Source organism: Mucilaginibacter myungsuensis (assembly GCF_015222005.1).
GTDB lineage: Bacteria > Bacteroidota > Bacteroidia > Sphingobacteriales > Sphingobacteriaceae > Mucilaginibacter > Mucilaginibacter myungsuensis.
Genome location: NZ_JADFFL010000003.1, coordinates 1 through 23,322, shown reverse-complemented (window position 1 = coordinate 23,322; position 23,322 = coordinate 1). Strand labels below are relative to the sequence as shown.

The window sequence follows — 23,322 nt, the reverse complement described above, 5'->3', positions numbered from 1 at the left end:
TCTATCAAAATGATGCCCCATGATGATGCGGATGTTCTATCGCGGACCAAGCGATAGGCGGGTCCGTGAGGCCAAAATAGTATCGTGCCCGTACTTTGACAAGTATAGTTAATACTATTTCACTTATTTTATAAAATATTGATAATCAATATTTTATGAAGTGAATAATTTCAAAAAATGTTAACCTTTGTCAACTTTCCCTTCGCGACGACCCACAAAAAAGCGCCGCTGTCTTCTCAACAACGGCGCTTTATATCCTAAAGCAAACTGCCAACTGACTACTGGTGCCCGTCGCCGTGTTCGCTGGTGTAGGTCCAGGTCTCGGTGTTGTTAACCGGCAGGGCCGACATGTCGCCGCGGTTCATTTGCCACCAAAAGCGTAGGCGTGGTTTGTCGCGGGTGCGCACCTCGTTCATCGAGTCGGCATCGTACAGGCGGCCGTTAGCCATTACGTATTTTATCTTCTCGCTATTGCGGATATCGTCCAGCGGGTTCTCGTTCATAACGATCAGATCGGCCAGTTTACCCACCTCTAAAGATCCGATCTCTTTCTCCATACCCAGGTAAGCCGCGCCGTTCAGGGTAGCGCAACGGATGGCCTGCAGCGGTGTCATTTTGCCCTGTTCCAGCATCCAAAGCTCCCAATGCGCGCCAAGGCCTTGTATCTGTCCGTGAGCGCCAAGGTTCACCTTGGTGCCACCGTCGGCTATTTGTTTGGTGGCTTTGGCAACATCCATGTGGAAGTAGTCGCCATATTCGGCAAACGGTCTGCGGCGCGAACGCGCGTCCAACTGACCGGCCGGGAAGTAATTTTGCAGGCGTTCGTTCTTCCAAACATCAGCACGAGAGTACCAATAATTCTCGCCGAACAAGCCACCGTAGGCCACGATCAGCGTGGGGGTATAACCTGTCTTGCTGTTGTTCCATAGGCTGGTCACGTCTTTATAAATGGGCCAAACAGGGATGTTGTGTTCGATGCCGGTATGGCCGTCCAAGATCTGGCTCATGTTGGTGAAGAAGGTAGAACCACCTTCGGGCACTACTTCCATACCCAGTTCGCGTGCGGCTTCTATCACCTGCTGGCGTTGCTCGCGGCGTGGCTGGTTATAACTTTTTACCGAGAACGCGCCAACGGCTTTCATACGGCGTAAGTGCGAGCGGGCATCGTCAATACTGTTGATCACCGCTTTAAAATCGCCGTCGGCGCCGTATAGGATGCCACCGGTAGAGTAAACTCTCGGACCTACCAAGCGGCCGGCCTTCAGCATCTCCGACTGGCTGAACACCATTTCGGTATTGCTGGATGGATCATGCGCTGTGGTCACACCAAAAGCCAAGTTGGCGTAATAGTTCCAATCCTGCTGAGGCGAAACCCCATCCGGGCTGGTATGTAAATGCGCGTGCACATCAATAATGCCCGGCATAATGGTTTTGCCCGATACATCAACAACCTCCACATCCGAAGGTACGCTTACATCCTTGCCAATGGCTACGATCTTGTTATGATCGATCAGGATGGTGCCTTTTTCGATCACCTCGTCGCCCTTCATGGTAATGATGCGGGCGTTGGTCAAAGCGATCTTACCCTCGGGCTGATCGGATTTGATCTTTAAATTGATATCTACACCGGCTGTATCTATCGGCGGGGTCTTATCTGGTGATTCGGCCAGATACGGGAACGCCGACTTAACATCGCGTACCAAATATTTTTGGCCCATGGTCCACATCAGCCTTTGGCTGTCTTTGCTCCAATGCAGGTAAGTACCGGCATCGCGTGTCAGCTTATTTAAAGGCAACGCCTTGTTACCTGCCGAAAGGTTCTGCGGTGCGCCCGCCGTTACGATGGGGGTGATGTAACAGTTAAACAATTCGGTAAAAGCGATGAATTTGCCATCCGGACTTGGTGCAAATTGCGTAGCATACTGCGAGGTGTAAAGCGTGCGCTGGTTAGACCCGTTAAGGTCTATGATCTTAAGCGCTTTGTTGCCACCCTCGCTGCTTTGATAATAGATCTTGCTGTCATCGGCTGTAAATTGCGGGCGGATGCCGTTGTTCAGTACCAGCGTAGGCGTGCTGGCGGTGGTTTGCACCAAGCCGCCGATGGTGGCCATACCACTGGTTAGCGATACAGTATAAATGCCCGGGTTTTTGCCGAAGGCATAACCCAACTGCTCGTTACCTTCGCCTTTGCGATAAACGATCTTATCGCCTTTGTTGCTAAATTTTGGCGAGTAGTAAAAACCTTTCTCGGTGAATAGGCGAGTCACATTTTTGGTGGCCAGATCGACCAGGTTTATGCAACCCTTCATCTCATCGTTCCAATCCACGTAAACCAATGACTTACCATCCGGACTAAAATCAGGCTCGAACTCAAAGTCGGTACCGGTGGTTAATCGCTCGGGCGTGCCATTTGGCAATACCTTAGTGTATATATAGCCCGCCGCGTTAAAAGCGATCATTTTACCATCAGGAGATGTGGCTACCTGGCGGATCATCTTAGCTGTAAACTCGTCCTGAAAAACCTTTTGCTGAAAATGCACTGCATCGGTAATAGTATGGTTGGCCGTTACCTCGAATGGGATGATGGATGCGTTCAGTGTCTCCACCTCCAACTTGCGGATCTTGCCTTTGGCGTAAAAGATCAGGTTTTTGCTATCTGGCGTCCAGGCAAAGTTGGAATAGACACCAAATACGGCCCAGGTCTCTTGCTGGTCGTGCGATAGCTCGTCATACACCGGCCATTCTTCCCCCGTTTGCAGGTTGTGGAGGTACATGACAGATTTCAACCGGATGCGTTTCACAAAAGCTAAGTACTTACCATCGGGCGATAATTGCGGACGGCAGGCACCGCCGTTACCGCCGGTGACTTCATCTATACGACCCGTTACGCGGTCCAATCGCCTGATGGCGTAGATGCCCTGATAAGGGTCTTTATTGTATTCAAAGCTTGGGCCGCCGGTCACGTCCTCGCTCCAGTAAACGTATTTACCATCGGGCGAGAAGACAGGTTCGCCGGCATCCTGCTGGTCGTTCTTGCGTTTGGTGAGTTGGATACCGTCGCCGCCGTTCTTGTTGTACATCCACATCTCACCCGCGCCCAATGAGCGGCTTGCGGTAAAGTGCTTACGGGCCACCAAGTACTGCCCATCCGGCGACCATGAAGCGTTATTCAACAGACGGAAATTCTCTTTGGTGATGGAGCGTTTGCCATTGCCATCAGGATTCATGATCCAGATGTTATCGCCGCCCTCGCGATCGCTGGTAAAGCTGATCTGTTTACTATCCGGACTAAAACGTGGCTGCACATCAAAAGCTTTACCGCCTGCTATCAGGTTGGCTTTGCCACCGGCGATGGGCATCGTATAGATATCGCCCAGCAGATCAAACACGATCGTTTGCCCGTTAGGACTCACATCCAGGTTTATCCAGGTGCCTTCATCAACAGTAAAAGTTACTTTTTTGGCGGGAGCAGTGGGCGTTTCCACATTCCACTTGGCCTGGCCATATACGGCCGTGACGCTTATAACAGATAAAAAAACTACGTATAGGAACTTCATAGGGATATCAGCATAGTTAATACGCAAAGTTAAACACTTAAACCTATTTAATGTGTTTGCTGTGTCAAAGATAAAGAATGCATATTTTCGTCCGGGTCAAATTCACTAATGACCAATGACCCAATGACAGTGCAGCGTAATGACAAGCGCAGCAAAATGACAGCATAGCAAATGACCATCCACCAGATCCTTAAACATTATTGGCATCACGATAACTTCCGCCCGGTGCAGGAGGAGGTGATCCAGTCTGTGTTGTTGGGGTATGATACGCTGGCTTTGTTGCCGACGGGTGGTGGTAAGTCAGTTTGCTTTCAGGTGCCGGCTTTGGCTAAGGATGGGATATGTATTGTGATATCGCCGCTGATCGCCCTAATGAAGGATCAGGTAGAGAACCTGAAAGCTAAAGGTATCCAGGCCATCGCCATTGTATCGGGCATGGGCAAGCGCGAGGTAGATATCGCTCTGGACAATTGCATTTATGGACCGGTGAAGTTCCTGTACCTGTCGCCCGAGCGTTTACTGTCCGATCTGGTGCGCGAGCGTATCAAGTATATGAAGGTGAACCTTTTTGCTATAGACGAAGCGCATTGTATATCGCAATGGGGTTATGATTTCCGTCCGCCGTATTTAAAGATAGCCGAACTGCGGGAGTTGCACCCTAAAGTACCCGTGTTGGCCTTGACGGCCACGGCAACGTCCGACGTTAAGCTGGATATACAGGAGAAGCTGCATTTCAAAAAAGGGAGTGCTGTATTTCAAAAGAGTTTCGAACGCAAGAACCTCGCTTATGTAGTCCGCACTCACGAGGACAAATTACGGCGAATGACCGAAATTGTCCGTGGTGTAAAAGGCAGCGGGATAGTTTACGTGCGTAGCCGTAAACAGACCTTCGAACTGGCCCAATACCTTAACCAACACGGTTTCCGTGCCGACTATTACCACGCGGGCCTGCCTGTCGACCAGCGCTCGGCTAAGCAGGATGCCTGGAAAACAGGTAAGGTGCCGGTCATCGTCGCTACTAATGCCTTTGGAATGGGGATAGATAAGCCCGATGTGCGCTTTGTGATCCATTACGATCTGCCCGAAAGTTTAGAGGCTTATTACCAGGAAGCCGGTCGCGCCGGGCGGGATGAGCAAAAGGCTTACGCGGTATTATTATATGGCCCGAACGACAAGGCCAGGCAGATAGCCAAATTCGAGTCGGCATTCCCGTCGGTGGACGAGATCAAAACAACTTACCATTATTTAGCTAATCATTTCCAGATCGCTTACGGGGCAGGCGAGGGGCTGAGTTTAAATATCGATATCGGCGAGTTCTGTGCCCGCTTTAAACTGGATGCGGCCAAAACTTTGAATGCGATGAAATTTTTGGAGCGGGGCGAATACCTATCCTTCAGCGAGAGTGTGTTTTTGCCGTCCAGGTTCAGGTTCGAGGTCAGTAACGAGGAGTTGTATAACTTTAGGATACAGAATGCCGGGTGGGATGCCTTTATAAAGGTGTTGCTAAGATCTTATGGCGGGGCTTTCGATAACTATACCCGCATTAAGGAATTTGATGTATCCAAGCGAACACACATGAACGTTCAGCAAGTGGTGGATGGCTTGAAGCAATTGCAGGGCTTTAATGTGCTTACCTATCTCCCGCAGACCGATCAACCCCAGGTGACCTGGACCCGAGCCCGGCAGATCCCCGATAATCTATATATAGACCGCGCTTATTTAGAAGAGCGTAAAGCAATGTATAAACGCAAAATGGAGGCTGTATTTGCCTATGCCGACCATAACCGCTGCCGCAGCCAAATGTTGCTGAATTACTTTGACGAACACAATGCTCCAAAATGCGGTGTATGCGATGTATGCCTGGCCGAGAAACGTAAAGACAATGCGTTATCTATCTCGGACGATATCGCCGCCGAGATATTAGAACTCCTCAATACCGCCCACCTGAAACTGGACGACCTGATCGCCGGCACCCACACCGGTACCGATAAGGAAAAGATAGATACCCTGCGCACCCTCCTTGATGCCGGAAGGATCAAGACGGATGGGGTGAAGTATTATGTGTAGTTATAGTTGATGGTTCATAGATCATAAATCCTAGTTCATAGTAGGAGTTTGGGTACTATGCTTTCTTATTGGTCGTCGTCAGTTATTCAAACCATGAACCACAATCTATGAACCATCAACTTTCCTCCGTTACCATTCTTGCAATTTAAGCGTCTTATAAAGCAAAAACCTTAATAGAAAATGTGTTATGTATGCATAACATTATCAAGATGAAAATTCACGAGTTAATGACAAAATTATGACATTGTTTGTGATGTAAATAATCATACCTTTGCAGCCTCAAAACGAGGGCGAGATTTAATATAATAAAAATAATTTAATTTATCTGTAACGTTTTGAAAATAACATCGTCTTATAGATGTAATTAGGATACAAAAAATAAATAAAGTACTCAAAATCAAACAATTATATATCATGAAAACTGCAACATATACCATCGCATTATTATTAAGTTTAGTAACTATATCAGCAAATTCTGCATTTGCTACCAATAAAGACAATACCGTAACCATCCTGGCCGAAGCGAAAAAATTTAACGCTATCGAGGTTCGTGGGAATGTTGAGGTGTACCTGACCAGTGGCGACGAGGACCAGGTGAAGGTTAACGCTAACTATTATGGACAGAGCGCATTGGTGCAAAACCAGAACGGTATCCTGCGTATCTCTTCATACACTAAAGAAGCCTTAGTGGTTTACGTAACTGCCGAAGACCTGCGCTCTTTATCAGTATATGACAACGCTTTTGTAAAGTCGGGTAAAGGTTTTTCAGCTTTAGAATTAGACGTTAAATTGTTCGACAACGCTACCGCTAAATTAGAACTGAACGCCTACAATGCTAACATCAACGTGAACGACCGCGCTAAAATGGACCTGGCCGGTACAGTTACCAACTGCGATATGCAAATGAACCAGTCGTCAACTGTTAACAGCACGAACTTTGTAGCTGAGCGCATCAATAAAAAAGTAAACAATGTAGTTATCGCTCAGGTAGCTAAAAACGATCAGGAGTTAGTTATTCTGTAACCGGCCCTTCTTTATATATCATCAAGTAGAGCCTCGTTGGGAATTCCCGGCGGGGCTTTTTTATGACCGCTGACTTGGCCTTCGATGATTTATTACGCTGATGCCGCTGATTTTCATATTGGTGAACGACGTTGTGTTTTGGGTGCACTTTCAAATTTTATGGGAATTTGTCCCACTCCGCGCGTCGTTGCTGATGTTTTTGGGAGTAAATGCGTTGTGCATCGAGCCTAAAGACTACCTTTACGCTATAGAAACATGTAATTTTTACTTCAACAATAAAAATATGACAGTTGCCGCCCGATAGGGTTATTCAATTTAATTGTGGGTTAAAATCCCATAAAATTGTGTTGAAAACTTTTTTGTGGGTGAAAGTGGAACAAAGTGGGGAAACGTTGTTACTTTTACATTACCATTTAGTGGTAGTGTGTACCCATGTCATATCTATTCGGCGAATATTCTTGTAAGCTGGACGTCAAATCACGTTTGACGTTGCCTTCTGCGCTTAAGCAGCAGCTTCCTAACGCCGGTAAAGATCCGCTGGTGATCGCTCGCGGATTCGAGAAATATCTGGTCATTTACACTAAAAAAGAATGGGAAGCTAAACTGGAGGAGTTGCTGAAACTTAACCAGTACGAGCGCGAAAACCTGCAGTTCATCAGGCACTTCACCCGCGGCGCTACCGAAATAGAGCCGGATGCGGCTGGCCGTGTGCTGTTGCCAAAAATGCTGACCGAATATGCCGGTATCGATAGTGCAAGCGCTAACGAGGTGATCGTTACCAGTCAGATCAATCGTATCGAGATCTGGGAACGCGCCGCTTATGATGCTATGATGGATAACATGCCTGTTGATTTTGCTGCCCTGGCAGAAAAAGTAATGGGCGATAAAGGAAAGGGTGCAAATGAATAATTATCATACCCCCGTTATGCTGCAGGAATGTATCGAGGCACTGAATGTCAAGCCCGGTGGTACTTATGTTGACGTGACCTTTGGCGGCGGCGGCCACTCTCGCGAGATCATGAAGCATCTTGGTCCTGATGGTAGGTTATTGGCTTTTGATCAGGATGCGGACGCTCAGCGTAATGCTATAGATGACGAGCGTTTTACTTTGGTAGATCAAAACTTTAGGTTCCTGAAAAATTTTGCCCGTTTGCACGATGTTTTGCCGGTGGATGGTATCCTGGCTGATCTGGGCGTATCGTCGTTCCAATTTGATCAGGCCGAGCGTGGTTTCTCTATCCGCTTTGACGCGGAGTTGGATATGAGGATGAACCAGCAGTCGGATCTGAGTGCCAAAGAGGTTGTTAATACTTATGCCGAGGCCGATCTGCACCGCATCTTCGGAATGTATGGCGAGATCCAGAACTCAAAGTCGTTGGCTAAAACCATCGTGACCGGCAGGTTGAACGCGCCGATCAATACGGTGGCTGATCTTAAAAATGTGATACAGAACCTTATCCCGCGTGGTAAGGAAAATAAGTACCTGGCGCAGGTTTTTCAGGCACTCAGGATAGAAGTTAACCAGGAGCTGGAGGCGCTGAAGGAATTTTTAGAGCAGTCGGCTGATGTATTAGCTACCGGCGGCAGGTTGGTGGTGATGAGTTACCACTCGTTAGAGGATAGATTGGTGAAAAACTTCATCGCCAAAGGGAAATTTAGTGGCGAGGTGGTGAAAGACCTTTATGGTAATGATCAAAAACCGCTGGATGCGGTAAGTCGCGGCGCAATTGTAGCCACCGACGAAGAGATAAGCAACAACAATAGGGCACGCAGTGCTAAACTTAGAATAGCTGTAAAAAGATGACGAATCGTTTACGTGCAGAAATTCAGGAAGAAGAGTTAGAGAACGAGGTTGTTGAGGTAGCCCCTAAAAAGGACATCCCCGACAATTGGTTCACTAATTTTTTGCGCAAGGGCGTCATCACTACTGACGTTGCCACAAGTGCTTTGCCTTTTGTGTTGTTTTTGGCCGGTTTGGGTATGGTTTACATAGCCAACATGCACATGGCCGAAAAAAATATCCGTGATATAGATAAACTGGATAAAGAAGTAAAAGAATTAAGCTGGGACTACAAGACCACTAAAGCCGAACTGGCTTACCGTAGTACACTGACCGAGGTTATTAAACGTGCGGACACGTTGGGTTTAAAAGAACCGATAGCGCCGCCTGTAAAACTTACTGTAAAAGCGGAGGAAGAACAATGAATATCAGGGCTAATATCTTGATGCGTGTTTATCTGGCCTTTGGCCTGATCGTGCTATTCGCGTTGGCGGTTGTGGTACAGCTGTGCCGCGTGCAGTTCGTTCAGGGTAAAAAATGGTCGGCCATGGCGGATAGCCTTTCTACCAAATATGTAACTGTAGATGCAAGTCGCGGTAATATTTTGGCGGTAGATGGCAGCTTGTTAGCAACTTCGGTACCCGAGTATGAGTTGCATATGGATATGCTGGCGGCGGGTATCGAAAGTCAGGCTAATTTTGACCTGAGGATAGATTCTTTGGCAGGTAAACTTTCGTCATTCTTCGGCGATCATTCTACCCGCGAGTATTCGCGCATGTTGCGTAATGCCCGTGCTGATAGCGCCCGTTACCAGCTGATCCGCCGCAAGGTGACCTATCAGCAGTTAAAAGCGATCCGTAAGTTCCCGGTTTTTAATCTGGGTAAATATAAAGGTGGTTTGATCGTTATCGCCAAAAACAAGCGCATTATGCCGTTCCAAAGCCTGGCCGCGCGTACCATTGGTTATAAGAACGAGAACGTTGATAATCCGGTAGGTTTAGAAGGCGCTTATGCCGACTATATCAATGGCGAGAACGGTAAACGCCTGATGCAGCGCATTGCAGGCGGTGTTTGGACCCCGGTTAACGAGGATGATGAAGTTGCGACCGTAGATGGTGCCGACATTGTATCTACCCTGGATGTGAATTTTCAGGACGTAGCTCAAAAGGCATTAAGGCATCAATTGGACAGTATTCAGGCTGATTTTGGTACTGTAGTATTGATGGAAACTGCTACCGGCGAGATCCGTGCCATAGCCAACCTGACCCGCGATCCGAAGGACAATAAATATTACGAAAAACAGAATTATGCTATTAGTTACGCTGCCGAACCGGGTTCTACCTTCAAACTGGCGTCGTACATGGCCTTGCTGGATGACAATAAGATAGATACCGGTAAACAGGTGGACGTGATGCACGGTGGCCCTTACCAGATCATCAACCCACGTAATGGTCGTGTGGCTTTGAGGGTCCGTGATGCAGCGGACGAAGGTGGTGTGATCAGTGCGCGTAGGGCGTTCGAGTTATCATCTAACATCGGTGCAGTTAAGCTGGTGCTTGGTGGTTATGCCAACAACCCTAAAGCGTTTACTGATAAATTATACAGCTGGCATTTGCAAGAGAAGAATCGATTGCAGATCAGAGGCGAAGGCCAGCCGGTCATCAAAAACCCGGGATCAAAACATTGGAATAAGTTACAAAGTTTGGCTCAGATAGCTTACGGTTACGAAAGTAAACTGACACCATTGCAAATGCTGACCTTTTACAACTCGGTTGCCAATAATGGTAAAATGGTAGCCCCGGTATTTGTAAGGGAGATACGCCGCCTGGGTAATACAGTTGAGCGTTTCCCGGCAAGGGTTATCAATCCTCAGGTATGTTCTCCTGAAGCTTTGGTTAAAGTTAAAAGCTTGTTAGAGGGCGTGGTGCAGGAAGGTACCGGTAAAACCCACATCAAAAATAAATTGTACACCGTAGCTGGTAAGACAGGTACGGCACAAATAGCTAATGGTAGCTTAGGTTATGGCTCAAAAAGCGCCCACCAGGCATCTTTCTGCGGATATTTCCCGGCTAATGATCCTAAGTATTCTATGATCGTAGTGATCAGCAATCCGCGTAAGGGTCTGCACTTGGCGGCTTGGGTGGCAGGTCCGGTGTTCCGCAAGATCGCTGATCGGGTTTACGCACAGGATATTGCTATCAAACGTACCGAGGCACCTATGAATTTGGTAGGTAATACTCATCCGCCAAAGATCAAGGAGGGTGACAACAAGGCGGTAAAGCAAGTGTACAGCAAGTTGGGCATGAAACCGATGTACGCATCGAACGAGCCGGTGTCAGTAGATACCAGCGCGGGTTTACCGTTCGAAGCATCGAAATTTAAAAAAGGCACCGTACCATCGGTGACCGGTATGGGTTTAAGCGACGCCATGTACGCGCTAAGCAATGCCGGCTATAAAATTAACGCGAGAGGAAGCGGTGTAGTAGCAAGCCAGTCGGTAACGACGGGAAGCGCTATGCCAAAAGGTTCAACCATAACTATCGTATTAGAATGAAGTATTTAAGCGAGTTACTGGAGGGATTGCCATTTACCGAACTGCAGGGCAGTGCCGATGTGCAGATCAGCGCCATTGTGTTCGATTCGCGCAAGGTCATTCCCGGATGCGTGTTCGTAGCCGTTAAAGGCACGGCGGTAGATGGACATGATTATATTGAGCAAGCGGTAAAAGATGGTGCGGTAGCCATCATCTGCGAAGAGTTACCGGGCCATACGGTCGGCGGTGCAGATTTCCTGATGGTGCAAAATTCGGCCGCTGCCTTAGGTATCGTGGCGGCAAACTTTTACGGTAACCCATCGGCTCAATTAAAGCTGGTAGGGGTGACGGGTACTAACGGCAAAACCACCATTGCTACCTTATTATATAAACTGTTCATTGACTTAGGATATAAATGCGGTCTGCTATCTACTGTAGAAAATCAGATCAATGGCAAAGTGATCCCGGCCACGCATACTACACCAGATCCGGTGGCGCTTAACGCATTGCTGAGCGAAATGGTGGCCCAGGGTTGCGATTACTGCTTTATGGAAGTAAGCTCGCACGCGGTATCTCAGCATAGGATAGAAGGCTTATCGTTCTCGGGCGGTGTGTTCTCTAACCTGACGCACGATCACCTGGATTATCACAAAACCTTTGATGCTTATTTAAAAGCTAAAAAAGCATTTTTTGATGGCTTGCCTAAGAATGCTTTTGCACTGACCAACATCGACGATAAGAACGGCAACGTAATGTTGCAGAACACCAAAGCGCACAAAAAGACCTACGGCTTGAAGAACCTGGCCGACTTTAAGGTGAAGATCTTAGAGAATGGCTTTAACGGTCTGCTGCTTAATGTAGATGGCGACGAGGCCTGGTTTAAACTGGTTGGCAATTTTAACGCCTATAACCTGCTTGCGGTTTATGGTGCTGCATTACTGTTGGATCAGGATAAAGCAAGTGTGCTGGTAAGCTTAAGCAAATTATCAGGTGCTGAAGGCAGGTTCGATACGCTGACATCGCCAAATAAAGTGGTAGGTATTGTTGACTACGCTCACACCCCGGATGCGGTCCAAAATGTGTTGACCACTATCCACGACTTGCGTAAAGGTACCGAGCAGGTGATCACCGTAATAGGCTGCGGCGGCGACCGTGACCGTACCAAACGCCCGGTAATGGCTGCCATGGCCTGCGAGTGGAGCGACAAAGTGATCCTTACATCAGATAACCCACGTACCGAAGATCCGTCGGCCATTATTAAAGAAATGGAAGCCGGTGTGAACGCTACGAACAGAAGAAAAACGATCAGCATAGTTGATCGCCGTGAGGCTATAAAAACGGCTTGTCATTTGGCTCAACCCGGAGATATTATCCTGGTAGCTGGTAAAGGTCACGAGAAATATCAAGAGATCAACGGGGTGCGTAGCCATTTTGATGATGTGGAAGAGTTAATGGAGCAATTCAAATTGATGAACGAATAGTAAACAAGGCACAGAATGTTATACTATCTATTTACCTATCTGAACAAGTACTATAATATTCCCGGCACGGGGGTATTCCAGTATTACACGTTCCGTACGGCGATGGCGGTTATCGTATCGTTGCTGATCACTACGGTTTATGGCCGCAGGCTGATCGATTACCTGCGCTTTAAGCAAGTAGGCGAGACCGTGCGTAACCTTGGGTTAGAAGGGCAAATGCAAAAACAAGGTACGCCTACTATGGGCGGTATCATCATTTTGCTGGGTGTATTGGTGCCTACCTTGTTGTTCGCTAAGTTGGGAAGCATCTACATCATTTTGATGTTGGTGACCACTGTTTGGTTAGGGGCTATCGGTTTTTTGGATGACTATATCAAAGTATTTAAGAAGAATAAAGAAGGCCTGGCCGGAAGGTTCAAAATAGTTGGTCAGGTAGGTTTAGCACTGATCGTTGGTTGGACGATGTATTTCCATCCCGCTATTAAGATCCGCGAAACGGTAACCTTACCGGTTAAGTATGATGCCCCGGTAGATTATCATATCAACGATGAGACCAAGCAACCGGTTTACACACAGGATTTTAAATCAACCAAAACTACTATTCCATTTTATAAGAACAACGAGTTCGATTATAGTAAGGTTGTGAAGTTTTTGGGTACTGGATACGAGAAATACACGCTGTTGGTATTCATGCTCTTCACCATCTTCATCATCACCTTTATATCCAATGGGGCGAATATCACTGATGGTATCGACGGATTGGCAACAGGTACATCATCAGTTATCGGTATTACGCTGATCGTGCTGGCTTACGTATCCAGTAACCTTAAGTATGCCGATTATCTGAATATCATGTACATCCCTAACTCTGCCGAGCTGGTGGTATTTATGGGGGCATTTGTTGGTGCTTGTGTGGGATTCTTGTGGTATAACTCGTACCCGGCGCAGGTATTTATGGGCGACACAGGTAGTTTGGCTATCGGTGGTATCATAGCGGTATTCGCTATTGTGATCCGCAAGGAATTATTGCTGCCAATATTGTGCGGTGTATTTGTGGTAGAGAACGTGTCAGTAATGATGCAGGTGGGTTGGTTCAAATACACCAAAAAGAAATTTGGCGAGGGTCGCAGGGTATTCCTGATGGCGCCGCTGCATCACCATTATCAAAAGAGGGGTTTCCACGAGGCTAAGATCGTTACCCGTTTTTGGATCCTGGGGATCGCCTTGGCGATCATGACGATGATAACGCTGAAGCTACGGTAGGAGAGAGTTAAGAATATAGAGTTAAGAGACAAGACCGGAGTAATAATAGAGAGTCAGGAATAAAGAGACAGGACAAAGAATAATGCAAACGAACAAAAACATAGCGATCCTTGGTGCCGGCGAAAGCGGCGTGGGTGCAGCTTACCTGGCGCAGCAGCAGGGGTTCGATGTTTTTGTGTCGGATATGGGTGTTATCGCGCCAAAATATAAAGAGCAACTGCAAGGGTGGAATATCCGCTTTGAGGAGGGTAAACATACCGACGACGAGATACTGGCCGCGGTTGAGGTGGTGAAAAGTCCGGGGATACCCGAGAAAGCGCCGCTGATCAAAAAGTTGAAAGAAAAAGGTATCCCGGTAATATCCGAGATAGAGTTTGCGGGCAGATATACGGATGCCAAAATGGTTTGCATTACCGGATCTAACGGTAAAACGACCACTACTACGCTGACCTACCATATCCTGAAAAAAGCAGGACTGAATGTAGGCTTAGCAGGTAACATCGGTAAAAGCTTTGCTTACCAGGTGGCGACAGAAAAGTTCGACGTATATGTGTTGGAGATCAGCAGCTTTATGCTCGACGATATGTACAAGTTTAAGGCGGATATAGCAGTGTTGTTGAATATCACGCCAGATCACCTGGACAGGTACGAATACAAAATGGAAAATTACGTGGCATCCAAGCTAAGGATCACACAGAACCAAACAGCCGGTGATTATTTCATCTACTGCGCGGACGATGCCGAAACGATAAAGGGAATGGAAGGGCGCAGCTTTGCCGCTAAGCAACTACCATTTTCAATTGAAAAAGAGATACCAGAGGGCGCATGCCTTCGCAACGACAATATTGTCATAAACGTTAATATGGAAAACTTCGAGATGTCTATCAACGATCTGGCCTTACAGGGCAAACACAACACTTACAACTCAATGGCATCGGGCCTGGTATCCAAAGTTTTGGAACTGCGCAACCCGACCATCCGTGAGAGTATGATGGATATCCAACCGATCGAGCATCGTTTGGAGTTTATCGGCCGCATCTCGGGCATCAAGTTTATTAACGACTCTAAAGCCACCAACGTAAACTCTACATGGTACGCTTTAGAGAGCATGAGCAGCGACGTAGTGCTGATCTTAGGCGGCGTAGACAAAGGCAACGACTACTCCATGCTGACCGAACTTGTTAAGCAAAAAGTGCGCGCCATCGTTTGTCTTGGTTTAGACAACGGTCGCATCCACGATGCTTTTGAAGATGTTGTTGACGTGATCGTTAACACCGCATCGGCTGCAGAAGCTGCGCAAGTAGCTTTCCATTTGGCAAAGAAAGGCGATACAGTATTATTATCACCGGCCTGCGCCAGCTTCGACCTGTTCAAAAATTACGAGGACAGGGGCCAGCAGTTTAAAGAGGCGGTGAGCCAATTGTAATCAGGTAAAACTAAAGATAGGTCATCCCGAACTTGTTTCGGGAACCCATCAAGAAGGTAAGCTTAGCAAGTGAGGTGCCGAAACAAGTTCGGCATGACAGTAAAGGATCAAGAATAGAAACATGAACAAGATACTCAGTAACACAAAAGGCGACCGCTGGATCTGGCTGATCGTGATCCTATTGTCGGCGATATCGATGCTGTCGGTGTATAGCTCTACGGGCACGCTGGCTTATAAGCAAGGTAAAGCTACCGAGGTTATCCTGTTCAAACACATGCTGATGATCTTTGGTGGTATCGCGCTGATGTATATTTCGCACAAACTTGATTACCGCTATTATGCCGGTATATCCAAGGTGCTGATGTATATCACTGTTCCGTTGTTGGCTTACACATTGGTATTTGGTAGCCACGTGAACGATGCGAGCCGTTGGATCGCTATACCAGGCACAGGGTTCACATTCCAAACATCCGACTTAGCCAAGCTGGCTTTGATCACTTATCTGGCCCGTTTGTTATCGCGTAAGCAGGAGAATATTAAGGATGTTAAGAACTCCTTTATCCCCATCATGGGATCGGTCTGTGTAGTTTTCGTGCTTATCGCTTTGGCTAACTTATCTACGGCATTGATGCTGTTCGGTGTTAGTGTGTTGCTGCTTATTATTGGTCGTATCAGTATCAAACAGATCGCCATTGTTTGTTTGGGCGGCGCAATATTGTTGGCTGCGGTTATGATGTTAGGTCCGCGGCGTCATACCTACTATTCACGTATAAACTCGTTCATGCATCCGGAGCAGGCCGATCCTGATAAGTCGTTCCAAAGCTCACATGCTAAGATCGCGATCGCTACTGGTGGTTTATTTGGTAAAGGGCCGGGTAATAGTACCGAGCGTAACTATTTGCCGCAATCATATTCGGATTTTATCTACGCCACCATTGTTGAGGAATATGGCTTTGTAGGCGGTTTGATCGTGATCGGTCTGTACATGTTCTTGCTATACCGATGTGTTAAGATAGTCACGAAGGCCCCAAAAGCTTTTGGGGCATTGCTGGCTGCTGGGCTAAGTTTCACGCTTACCATTCAGGCATTTGCCAACATGGCTATCGCGGTAGGTTTAGGTCCGGTAACAGGTGTGCCGCTGCCGTTGGTAAGTATGGGTGGTACATCCATATTGTTCACCAGTATCGCGTTCGGTATCATTCTTTCAGTAAGCCGTCACATCGACGAGAGCGAAGCCTCAAAAATTGAAGGAACTAAAGAAAAGACCGCCAACGATGTCAGCAATAATAAGATCATTGTTGGCGAGATAGGGTTGGCGTAAAAGGAGTTCATGAGTCATTGTTAATGGTTCATCGCAAAAGATAAAAGTACATGGCAAAAAGGATCATCATAAGCGGAGGCGGAACAGGAGGACATATCTTCCCGGCTATCTCTATTGCCAATGCGTTGAAGAGGCTGGATCCGGCTACTGAAATATTATTTGTAGGTGCCAACGGCCGTATGGAGATGGAGAAAGTTCCGGCGGCCGGTTACAAGATAATTGGTCTGGATATACAGGGCATCCAACGTGCTTCACTTTGGAAGAACTTGATGTTCCCGGTTAAACTGTTGGGCAGTGTACGCAAATCACTGCAGATCATCAGGGATTTTAAACCTGATGCAGCAGTAGGTGTGGGTGGTTACGCCTCGGGTCCGCTGTTGTATGCGGCGGGATTAAAAGGCATCCCTTACCTTATCCAGGAGCAAAACTCTTATGCCGGGGTCACTAATAAATGGCTGGCTAAAAAGGCCAAAAAGATATGTGTGGCTTTTGATGGGATGGACAAATTTTTCCCGGCCAATGCCATCATCAAAACAGGTAACCCGATACGCAAGGAATCGGTCGATATTAAAGATAAACGCTTGCAGGCGGTAGAGCTGATGAAGCTATCGACTGAAAAGAAAACCATATTGGTGACCGGCGGTAGCCTTGGTGCACGTACGCTGAACAATAGTGTGCTGGCCAATTTAGATAAGCTGATCGCTGCCGATGTCCAGGTCATCTGGCAAACCGGTAAGGTATATTATAAAGGCATCATCGAAAAACTGGGCGAGAATTACCACCCAAATGTTCGGGTGATGGAGTTTTTGAACAGGATGGATCTGGCTTACGCAGCTGCGGATGTGATCATCTCCCGTGCAGGTGCCGGTACGATAGCTGAGTTATGCATGGTAAAGAAGCCGGTGATCTTGGTACCATCACCGAACGTGGCCGAGGATCACCAAACCAAAAACGCCATGGCACTGGTAGAAACGAATGCCTGCGTATTTGTAGCTGATCGTAATGCTGAAGAGAAATTAATAGAGACGGCTTTAGAGCTGTTGAAGGATAAAGACAAACAAAAGAAATTAAGCGACAACATTGGCAAACTGGCTATGCCAAATGCCGATGACGTGATCGCGAAAGAAGTTACCCAAATAACAACCAACAATTAAAGAGCGACCCTGCCGCCTGCCATGGGCGGCAGGGTTATTAGGTGTTGAGTTGGGGGAGGGTTGATTAAGTTGAATAGATTGATTGAGTTAAGTTGTTTAAAATAACTACTCACTAAATCAACCTGATCAACTACTCACTAACGAGAAACGAAGATGGAACTACGCAACATACAACGGGTTTACCTGGCAGGCATTGGCGGCATTGGCATGAGTGGCCTTGCGCGTTACTTTGCCCGTTTGGGTTGTATCGTTTGCGGTTATGATAAAACATCTACTGATCTTACGCTGGCTTTACAGCACGAGGGAATACAGGTGATCTATGAGGATCGTGCGGAATTTATTCCGATCAATTTTGATAAGCCTTGTGATGGCACGCTGATCATCTACACCCCGGCTATGCCTAAGGACTCGGCTATACTGAACTACTTTAAGCAAAAGGGTTTTGAATTGTTCAAGCGCTCGCAGGTATTAGGGCTGATCAGCAAGGGGATGTATACGGTGGCTGTGGCGGGTACGCATGGTAAAACCACTACATCGTGCATGGTGGCGCATATCCTGAAGGATTCGGGTAAAGATTGCTCGGCATTTTTGGGCGGTATCGCGGCTAATTACCAAAGTAATGTGCTGTATGGCGATAATGATATTATGGTGGTCGAGGCGGATGAGTACGACCGCTCGTTCCTGACCTTGCATCCGGATATCGCGATCATCACATCAATGGATGCCGATCATTTGGATATCTATGGCGACCATTCCCATCTGACGGAGTCGTTCCGCTTGTTCGCGTCGCAGATCAAGGATGGCGGGCATTTGGTCTATCGCCGTGGTCTGCTGATCCAGCATGATGGTACCACTTACTCGATCGATGAAAATTCGGATATCATCGCAAGCAATGTGCGCATTACAGATGGTGATTTCTATTTCGACTTTACCAATGCCGATCATCGTATCAACGATATCAAAATGGGTATTGCCGGGATACATAATATAGAGAACGCTACGGCGGCTATCCAGGCTTGTTTATTGCTGGATGTAGACCCCAACGCGATCAAGAGCGCGTTGGCAAGCTTTAAAGGTGTGAAACGCAGGTTCGAGTATATTGTTAAGAATGATCAGCATATCTATATAGATGATTATGCGCACCATCCGGAGGAGTTGCGTGCCGCGATAGCGTCGGTAAGGAGACTGTATCCTGATAAAAAGCTGACGGTGGTTTTTCAGCCACATTTGTTCACCCGCACCCGCGACTTTGCCGATGGCTTTGCCGAGGTGCTGGATATGGCCGATCAGTTGTTATTGCTGGATATTTATCCTGCACGTGAGTTACCACTTGAGGGAGTGAACTCGCAAATGCTGTTAGGCCGCATGAAATTGTGGAATAAACGCAAATGTGGAAAACAAGAAGTGCTTGATATTGTGCGTATTGAAAACCCTGAACTACTTTTAACTGTTGGAGCAGGGGATATTGACCAATTAGTGCAACCGCTTAAAAATATACTGGAGCATGTTTAAGAATAAACGTCTTTGGAAACATATTTTATTCGGGTTAATTTGGTTAGTGAGCCTGAGCGGCTTGGTAGTGCTGATGAGTTTTATCAGCGTTAAAAAATCGGCCCAAACATGTACCGGTCTGCAGGTGATCATCCCCGGCAACCAGTACTTTATAGATAAGGAAGAGGTCAACAATATTTTAGGTTTAAGCAGCACTACATTGGTAGGTCGCCGTTTAGAGCTGATCAATATACACGCGCTTGAAGCAAGGCTAAAACGTAACCCTTTTATAGAGGACGCGAGTGTTTATGCCGATATGGATGGCATTGTGATGGTAGAGATAAAACAGCGCCAACCGATGATGCGGATGCTGAATAAGTTTAACCAGGATTTTTATATCGATCAGCATGGCATGAAATTGCCGATATCAGGAAATTTCACCGCGAAGGTGTTAGTGGCCAATGGCTATATAGACGAATTGTTTGCCAACCGGGTAGATACCTTACACACCAAGCTTGCCCGCGAGGTTTACCGCACAGCGGATTTTATCCGTAAAGACAGTTTATGGACAGCGCAGATCGCGCAGATATATGTGAACGATCTGCACGAGATAGAATTGATACCCCGCGTGGGCAACCAACGCATTTTGCTGGGTAACAATGCCGACTCGATAGATGTGAAATTTAGAAACCTGTTGGCTTTTTATAAGCAGGCAGTGCCGATGGTAGGTTGGGTAGCTTATAAAGCGATCAACATTAAGTACACCAACCAGGTCATCGGTATCAAAAATGATAATTTGAAAAGAGATACTGCTAAGGTGGCAGTAAAAGACACGACAACATCACCTAAGGATACAACAGCTATTAATAATAATTAAGGAATATGGACAAAAGCTCGACTAACGAAAGAAGTGCACCGATCGCGGTAGGATTGGATATCGGTACCACTAAAATTTGCGCTATTGTTGGCCGTCGCAGTAAGAACGGCAAGATCGAGGTATTAGGTATTGGCAAGGCCGAAAGCGCGGGCGTGACCCGTGGCATGGTCTCTAATATAGATAAAACGGTGCAAGGCATCATCCAGGCTGTGGAAGTTGCCGGCGCGCAATCTAATGTAGAGATCAAGGTGGTTAACGTAGGTATCGCCGGCCAGCATATCAAAAGCTTGCAGCACCGCGGCCTGTTAACGCGTCGCTCGCAAGAGAACGAGATCAGCCGTAAGGATATCGAAAAATTGGTCGAGGATATGTACAACCTGGTGCTGGCACCGGGCGAGGAGATCATTCATGTGTTACCTCAAGAGTTCACCGTTGATAACGAGCCGGGCATTAAAGACCCGATCGGTATGGCCGGTGTACGTTTGGAGGCTAATTTCCATATCATCTCGGGACAAGTGACCGCGATCAAAAATATCGTTAAATGCGTTAACAAAGCGCAGCTGGATAGTCAGGAACTGATCCTGGAGCCATTGGCATCTTCTGAATCGGTTTTGAGCGACGAGGAAAAAGAGGCCGGTGTGGTGTTGGTAGATATTGGTGGTGGTACTACCGATGTTGCCATCTTCCACGAGGGTATTATCCGTCACACCGCCGTTATTCCTTTCGGTGGAAATAGCGTTACCGAGGATATCCGCGAGGGTTGCTCTGTAATGCGCAACATTGCCGAGCAATTAAAATTGCGTTTCGGTTCGGCCTTGGCTGACGAGAATAAAGAGAACGAGATCGTTTGTGTACCGGGCTTGCGTGGCCGCGAACCTAAGGAAATATCGGTAAAGAACCTGGCGTTCGTGATCCAGGCCCGTATGGAAGAGATCGTAGAGCATATCTACTATGAGATCAAAACATCCGGCTACGAGAAAAAACTGATCGCCGGTATCGTGATCACCGGTGGTGGTGCGCAGTTAAAACACCTGGCGCAACTGGTAGAGTTTGTTACCGGCCTGGATTGCCGTATAGGTTACCCTAATGAGCATTTGGCTAAGAACGAAGTATTGCCAAAACCAACTTACGATGATCTGCAAAGCCCGATGTATGCTACTGGTATCGGTCTGCTGATAAAAGGTATCCAAAAGATGGAATACGAAATGGCCGGGCAAACGCCTACCGCGGCATCTATCAAACCGAAGGAGAAATACGAGGAAGAGAAGAAATTCGGCTTGTTCGGTAAGTTGTTAGAGACCGGTAAAAGATTTATTAAAGACGACATTAAGGACGAGGACTTCTTAAAATAGTTAACAAATAATTAATTATCCACATATTCACTTTTGTGGATAACTCTTGTGGAAAAAGCGATAATATTACAATTGCGCAAGCCAATAATTCATCAAGTTGTAGGTAGCTGAAAACGAGGAATATGAAGTTTGAAATGTTAAAAGAAAAGTCGTCCATCATCAAAGTTATTGGTGTTGGCGGCGGTGGCGGTAACGCGGTGAATCACATGTACAAGCAAGGGATCACCGGTGTCGACTTTATTATTTGTAACACCGATGCCCAGGCTCTGGAGCTAAGCCCTATCCCTAACAAGGTGCAATTAGGCGCAAGTTTGACCGAAGGTATGGGTGCCGGATCTATCCCCGAGGTAGGTAAGAACTCAGCTATCGAGAACATCGATGATATCAAAGAAATGCTGGGGACTAACACCCGCATGCTGTTCATCACCGCCGGTATGGGTGGTGGTACCGGTACAGGCGCAAGCCCGATCATTGCCAAGGCAGCCCGCGAGTTGGATATCCTGACCGTTGGTATCATCACTACACCTTTCAGCTTTGAGGGTAAGCGTCGTAAAATGCAAGCCGACGAAGGTTTAGAAGAGTTAAAAAAGAACGTTGACAGCTTTTTGGTGATCAGCAATGATCGCCTGCGTCAGATCTTTGGTAACCTGACCTTAGGTTCGGCATTTGCACAGGCTGATAATATTTTGACCACGGCCGCTAAGGGCATTGCCGAGATCATTACGTTGCCCGGCTATATCAACGTCGATTTTAAGGATGTGCGCACCGTGATGAAAGACAGCGGTGTATCTATTATGGGTAGCTGCGCTGCCGAAGGCGAGAACCGCGCATTTAAAGCTGTGGAGGGTGCTTTGGCGTCGCCACTGTTAAAAGATAACGAAATTGAAGGTGCACGTTATATCCTGCTGAACATCAGCTCGGGTATAAACGAGGTGACCATGGATGAGGTAAGCATCATTACAGATTACATCCAGGAAGAGGCCGGCTTAGCTGCTGACCTGATCTGGGGTAACTGTATGGATGAGAACTTAGGCGAGAAACTTTCGGTAACCATCATTGCAACCGGTTTCCAAACTAAGGACGAACGCGAAGTTGAGCAAAGCAGCAAACGCATTATATCTACTTTGGTGATGGACGATAACAAGAGCCAGCCGCTGGTGCGTCCGGTTAACGAGTTTATTACCCCGGTTGCAGCCCCTGAGCCTGTAGCGTCTGATCTGTATATCAAGGGTGCCGAACCTGTTAAACAACAGACCGGACTATTTGATCTGTTCGCTGCGCCGTCATCTGTACAAGCCGCTCCGGTGTCGCCATCAAATGATAGCACCGCGCCTGTTAAGTTTAATCTGATAGAGGAAGTAAAGGAAGAGGAGCCGGAAGAAGCAGCCGACTTTGGCGGATTTACTTTCAAGATATCTGACAGCATGGTCGAGTTCGAATCGTTCAAAGAAGAGGCTATCGTAGCCCCTACTCCTGAGCCGGAACCGGAGCCAGAGCCAATTGTTGGTGCCGACGATAACAAAACTGCCGAGAGCGTTGAAGAACAAATGCGCAAAGCCCGCGAACGTATTATGCGTTTAAAGGACCTGACGCTGAAGAACCGCAACATCCAGGAATTAGAGAACGTACCGGCCTACCGCCGTAAAGAGATCGCTTTACAGCAAACCCCGGCATCGTCAGAGAGTGAAATATCTCGTTTCTCTCTGTTGTCGGATGATGAAGGTAATACCGAGATCCGCAGGAACAATTCTTTCTTGCACGATAACGTTGACTAACGAGTTTTAGATCATATTTTAAAAGACCCTTGTGTTATTGCAAGGGTCTTTTTTGTAGAATAGGCACAATCTGTGCTCTTAATTCCCTCCTTGGGGCTATCGTGTGGACACATCTTTATGGAGACAATAGGCCTCCATTGCATCATTAAAACGACCAAGACCTATCCATAGCGTGGTAATTCCGGGATTTTTATAGCTTTCGTATCCTTTCCATCCGCCTAA

Annotated in this window: 16 protein-coding genes; 15 read left to right on the top strand and 1 reads right to left on the bottom strand. The window is 47.1% G+C overall.

From position 1 onward, the window contains the following. Window positions 1-278: 278 nt before the first annotated feature. Window positions 279-3,557 carry an amidohydrolase family protein gene (locus IRJ16_RS07550; RefSeq protein ID WP_194110950.1) on the bottom strand — a complete coding sequence of 1,093 codons (3,279 nt, stop codon included), beginning with the start codon at window positions 3,555-3,557 and terminating at the stop codon, window positions 279-281. A 171-nt stretch (window positions 3,558-3,728) separates the two neighbouring features. On the opposite strand from IRJ16_RS07550, the gene IRJ16_RS07545 reads away from it, so the two are divergent. The 15 genes from IRJ16_RS07545 (at window position 3,729) to ftsZ (ending at window position 23,100) form a co-directional block, all read left to right on the top strand. Continuing rightward, window positions 3,729-5,624, top strand: coding sequence for a RecQ family ATP-dependent DNA helicase (locus IRJ16_RS07545; RefSeq protein ID WP_194110949.1), 1,896 nt, complete (start codon window positions 3,729-3,731; stop codon window positions 5,622-5,624). A 414-nt stretch (window positions 5,625-6,038) separates the two neighbouring features. Further along, the gene (locus tag IRJ16_RS07540) at window positions 6,039-6,647 is read left to right on the top strand and encodes a GIN domain-containing protein (protein WP_194110948.1); all 609 of its coding nucleotides are present in this window, start codon (window positions 6,039-6,041) and stop codon (window positions 6,645-6,647) included. A 432-nt stretch (window positions 6,648-7,079) separates the two neighbouring features. Further along, a complete protein-coding gene (locus IRJ16_RS07535) occupies window positions 7,080-7,556 on the top strand; it encodes a division/cell wall cluster transcriptional repressor MraZ (RefSeq protein WP_194110947.1) in 477 nt (158 codons plus the stop codon). Further along, complete coding sequence (rsmH, locus tag IRJ16_RS07530) at window positions 7,549-8,451, top strand: 16S rRNA (cytosine(1402)-N(4))-methyltransferase RsmH (RefSeq protein ID WP_194110946.1); 903 nt, start codon at window positions 7,549-7,551, stop codon at window positions 8,449-8,451. The genes IRJ16_RS07535 and rsmH overlap by 8 nt, the downstream gene beginning before the upstream one ends. Next, window positions 8,448-8,852 (top strand): FtsL-like putative cell division protein, encoded by a 405-nt coding sequence (locus tag IRJ16_RS07525; RefSeq protein WP_194110945.1) that lies wholly within the window; start codon window positions 8,448-8,450, stop codon window positions 8,850-8,852. The genes rsmH and IRJ16_RS07525 overlap by 4 nt, the downstream gene beginning before the upstream one ends. Beyond that, entirely contained in the window at window positions 8,849-10,981 is a 2,133-nt protein-coding gene (locus tag IRJ16_RS07520) for a penicillin-binding protein (RefSeq protein ID WP_194110944.1), read from the top strand. Before IRJ16_RS07525 ends, IRJ16_RS07520 begins: the two co-directional genes overlap by 4 nt. Next, window positions 10,978-12,441 (top strand): UDP-N-acetylmuramoyl-L-alanyl-D-glutamate--2,6-diaminopimelate ligase, encoded by a 1,464-nt coding sequence (locus IRJ16_RS07515; protein ID WP_194110943.1) that lies wholly within the window; start codon window positions 10,978-10,980, stop codon window positions 12,439-12,441. Before IRJ16_RS07520 ends, IRJ16_RS07515 begins: the two co-directional genes overlap by 4 nt. A gap of 15 nt (window positions 12,442-12,456) precedes the next feature. Then, a complete protein-coding gene (gene mraY, locus IRJ16_RS07510) occupies window positions 12,457-13,704 on the top strand; it encodes a phospho-N-acetylmuramoyl-pentapeptide-transferase (RefSeq protein WP_194110942.1) in 1,248 nt (415 codons plus the stop codon). An 82-nt stretch (window positions 13,705-13,786) separates the two neighbouring features. Beyond that, on the top strand, window positions 13,787-15,130 hold the full coding sequence (gene murD / locus IRJ16_RS07505) for a UDP-N-acetylmuramoyl-L-alanine--D-glutamate ligase (protein ID WP_194110941.1): 1,344 nt from the start codon (window positions 13,787-13,789) through the stop codon (window positions 15,128-15,130). A gap of 121 nt (window positions 15,131-15,251) precedes the next feature. Next, window positions 15,252-16,451, top strand: coding sequence for an FtsW/RodA/SpoVE family cell cycle protein (locus tag IRJ16_RS07500; protein WP_194110940.1), 1,200 nt, complete (start codon window positions 15,252-15,254; stop codon window positions 16,449-16,451). A 50-nt stretch (window positions 16,452-16,501) separates the two neighbouring features. Next, complete coding sequence (murG, locus tag IRJ16_RS07495) at window positions 16,502-17,605, top strand: undecaprenyldiphospho-muramoylpentapeptide beta-N-acetylglucosaminyltransferase (RefSeq protein WP_194110939.1); 1,104 nt, start codon at window positions 16,502-16,504, stop codon at window positions 17,603-17,605. 153 nt (window positions 17,606-17,758) lie between these two features. Beyond that, window positions 17,759-19,117: a UDP-N-acetylmuramate--L-alanine ligase gene (gene murC, locus IRJ16_RS07490; protein WP_194110938.1), complete on the top strand. Its 1,359-nt coding sequence runs from the start codon at window positions 17,759-17,761 to the stop codon at window positions 19,115-19,117. Beyond that, window positions 19,110-19,973 (top strand): cell division protein FtsQ/DivIB, encoded by an 864-nt coding sequence (locus tag IRJ16_RS07485; protein ID WP_194110937.1) that lies wholly within the window; start codon window positions 19,110-19,112, stop codon window positions 19,971-19,973. The genes murC and IRJ16_RS07485 overlap by 8 nt, the downstream gene beginning before the upstream one ends. A gap of 5 nt (window positions 19,974-19,978) precedes the next feature. Then, entirely contained in the window at window positions 19,979-21,325 is a 1,347-nt protein-coding gene (gene ftsA, locus IRJ16_RS07480) for a cell division protein FtsA (RefSeq protein ID WP_194110936.1), read from the top strand. 122 nt (window positions 21,326-21,447) lie between these two features. After that, window positions 21,448-23,100 carry a cell division protein FtsZ gene (ftsZ, locus tag IRJ16_RS07475; protein ID WP_194110935.1) on the top strand — a complete coding sequence of 551 codons (1,653 nt, stop codon included), beginning with the start codon at window positions 21,448-21,450 and terminating at the stop codon, window positions 23,098-23,100. Window positions 23,101-23,322 lie beyond the last annotated feature (222 nt).

Excerpts from the sequence above, each read along its gene's own strand:
- IRJ16_RS07500 (WP_194110940.1), top strand. The coding sequence starts at position 15,252 with ATGAACAAGATACTCAGTAACACAAAAGGCGACCGCTGGATCTGGCTG.
- IRJ16_RS07550 (WP_194110950.1), bottom strand. The coding sequence starts at position 3,557 with ATGAAGTTCCTATACGTAGTTTTTTTATCTGTTATAAGCGTCACGGCC.
- IRJ16_RS07535 (WP_194110947.1), top strand. The coding sequence starts at position 7,080 with ATGTCATATCTATTCGGCGAATATTCTTGTAAGCTGGACGTCAAATCA.
- IRJ16_RS07545 (WP_194110949.1), top strand. The coding sequence starts at position 3,729 with ATGACCATCCACCAGATCCTTAAACATTATTGGCATCACGATAACTTC.
- ftsA (WP_194110936.1), top strand. The coding sequence starts at position 19,979 with ATGGACAAAAGCTCGACTAACGAAAGAAGTGCACCGATCGCGGTAGGA.
- murD (WP_194110941.1), top strand. The coding sequence starts at position 13,787 with ATGCAAACGAACAAAAACATAGCGATCCTTGGTGCCGGCGAAAGCGGC.
- IRJ16_RS07485 (WP_194110937.1), top strand. The coding sequence starts at position 19,110 with ATGTTTAAGAATAAACGTCTTTGGAAACATATTTTATTCGGGTTAATT.
- IRJ16_RS07520 (WP_194110944.1), top strand. The coding sequence starts at position 8,849 with ATGAATATCAGGGCTAATATCTTGATGCGTGTTTATCTGGCCTTTGGC.
- murC (WP_194110938.1), top strand. The coding sequence starts at position 17,759 with ATGGAACTACGCAACATACAACGGGTTTACCTGGCAGGCATTGGCGGC.
- rsmH (WP_194110946.1), top strand. The coding sequence starts at position 7,549 with ATGAATAATTATCATACCCCCGTTATGCTGCAGGAATGTATCGAGGCA.
- mraY (WP_194110942.1), top strand. The coding sequence starts at position 12,457 with ATGTTATACTATCTATTTACCTATCTGAACAAGTACTATAATATTCCC.
- IRJ16_RS07515 (WP_194110943.1), top strand. The coding sequence starts at position 10,978 with ATGAAGTATTTAAGCGAGTTACTGGAGGGATTGCCATTTACCGAACTG.
- IRJ16_RS07525 (WP_194110945.1), top strand. The coding sequence starts at position 8,448 with ATGACGAATCGTTTACGTGCAGAAATTCAGGAAGAAGAGTTAGAGAAC.
- IRJ16_RS07540 (WP_194110948.1), top strand. The coding sequence starts at position 6,039 with ATGAAAACTGCAACATATACCATCGCATTATTATTAAGTTTAGTAACT.
- ftsZ (WP_194110935.1), top strand. The coding sequence starts at position 21,448 with ATGAAGTTTGAAATGTTAAAAGAAAAGTCGTCCATCATCAAAGTTATT.
- murG (WP_194110939.1), top strand. The coding sequence starts at position 16,502 with ATGGCAAAAAGGATCATCATAAGCGGAGGCGGAACAGGAGGACATATC.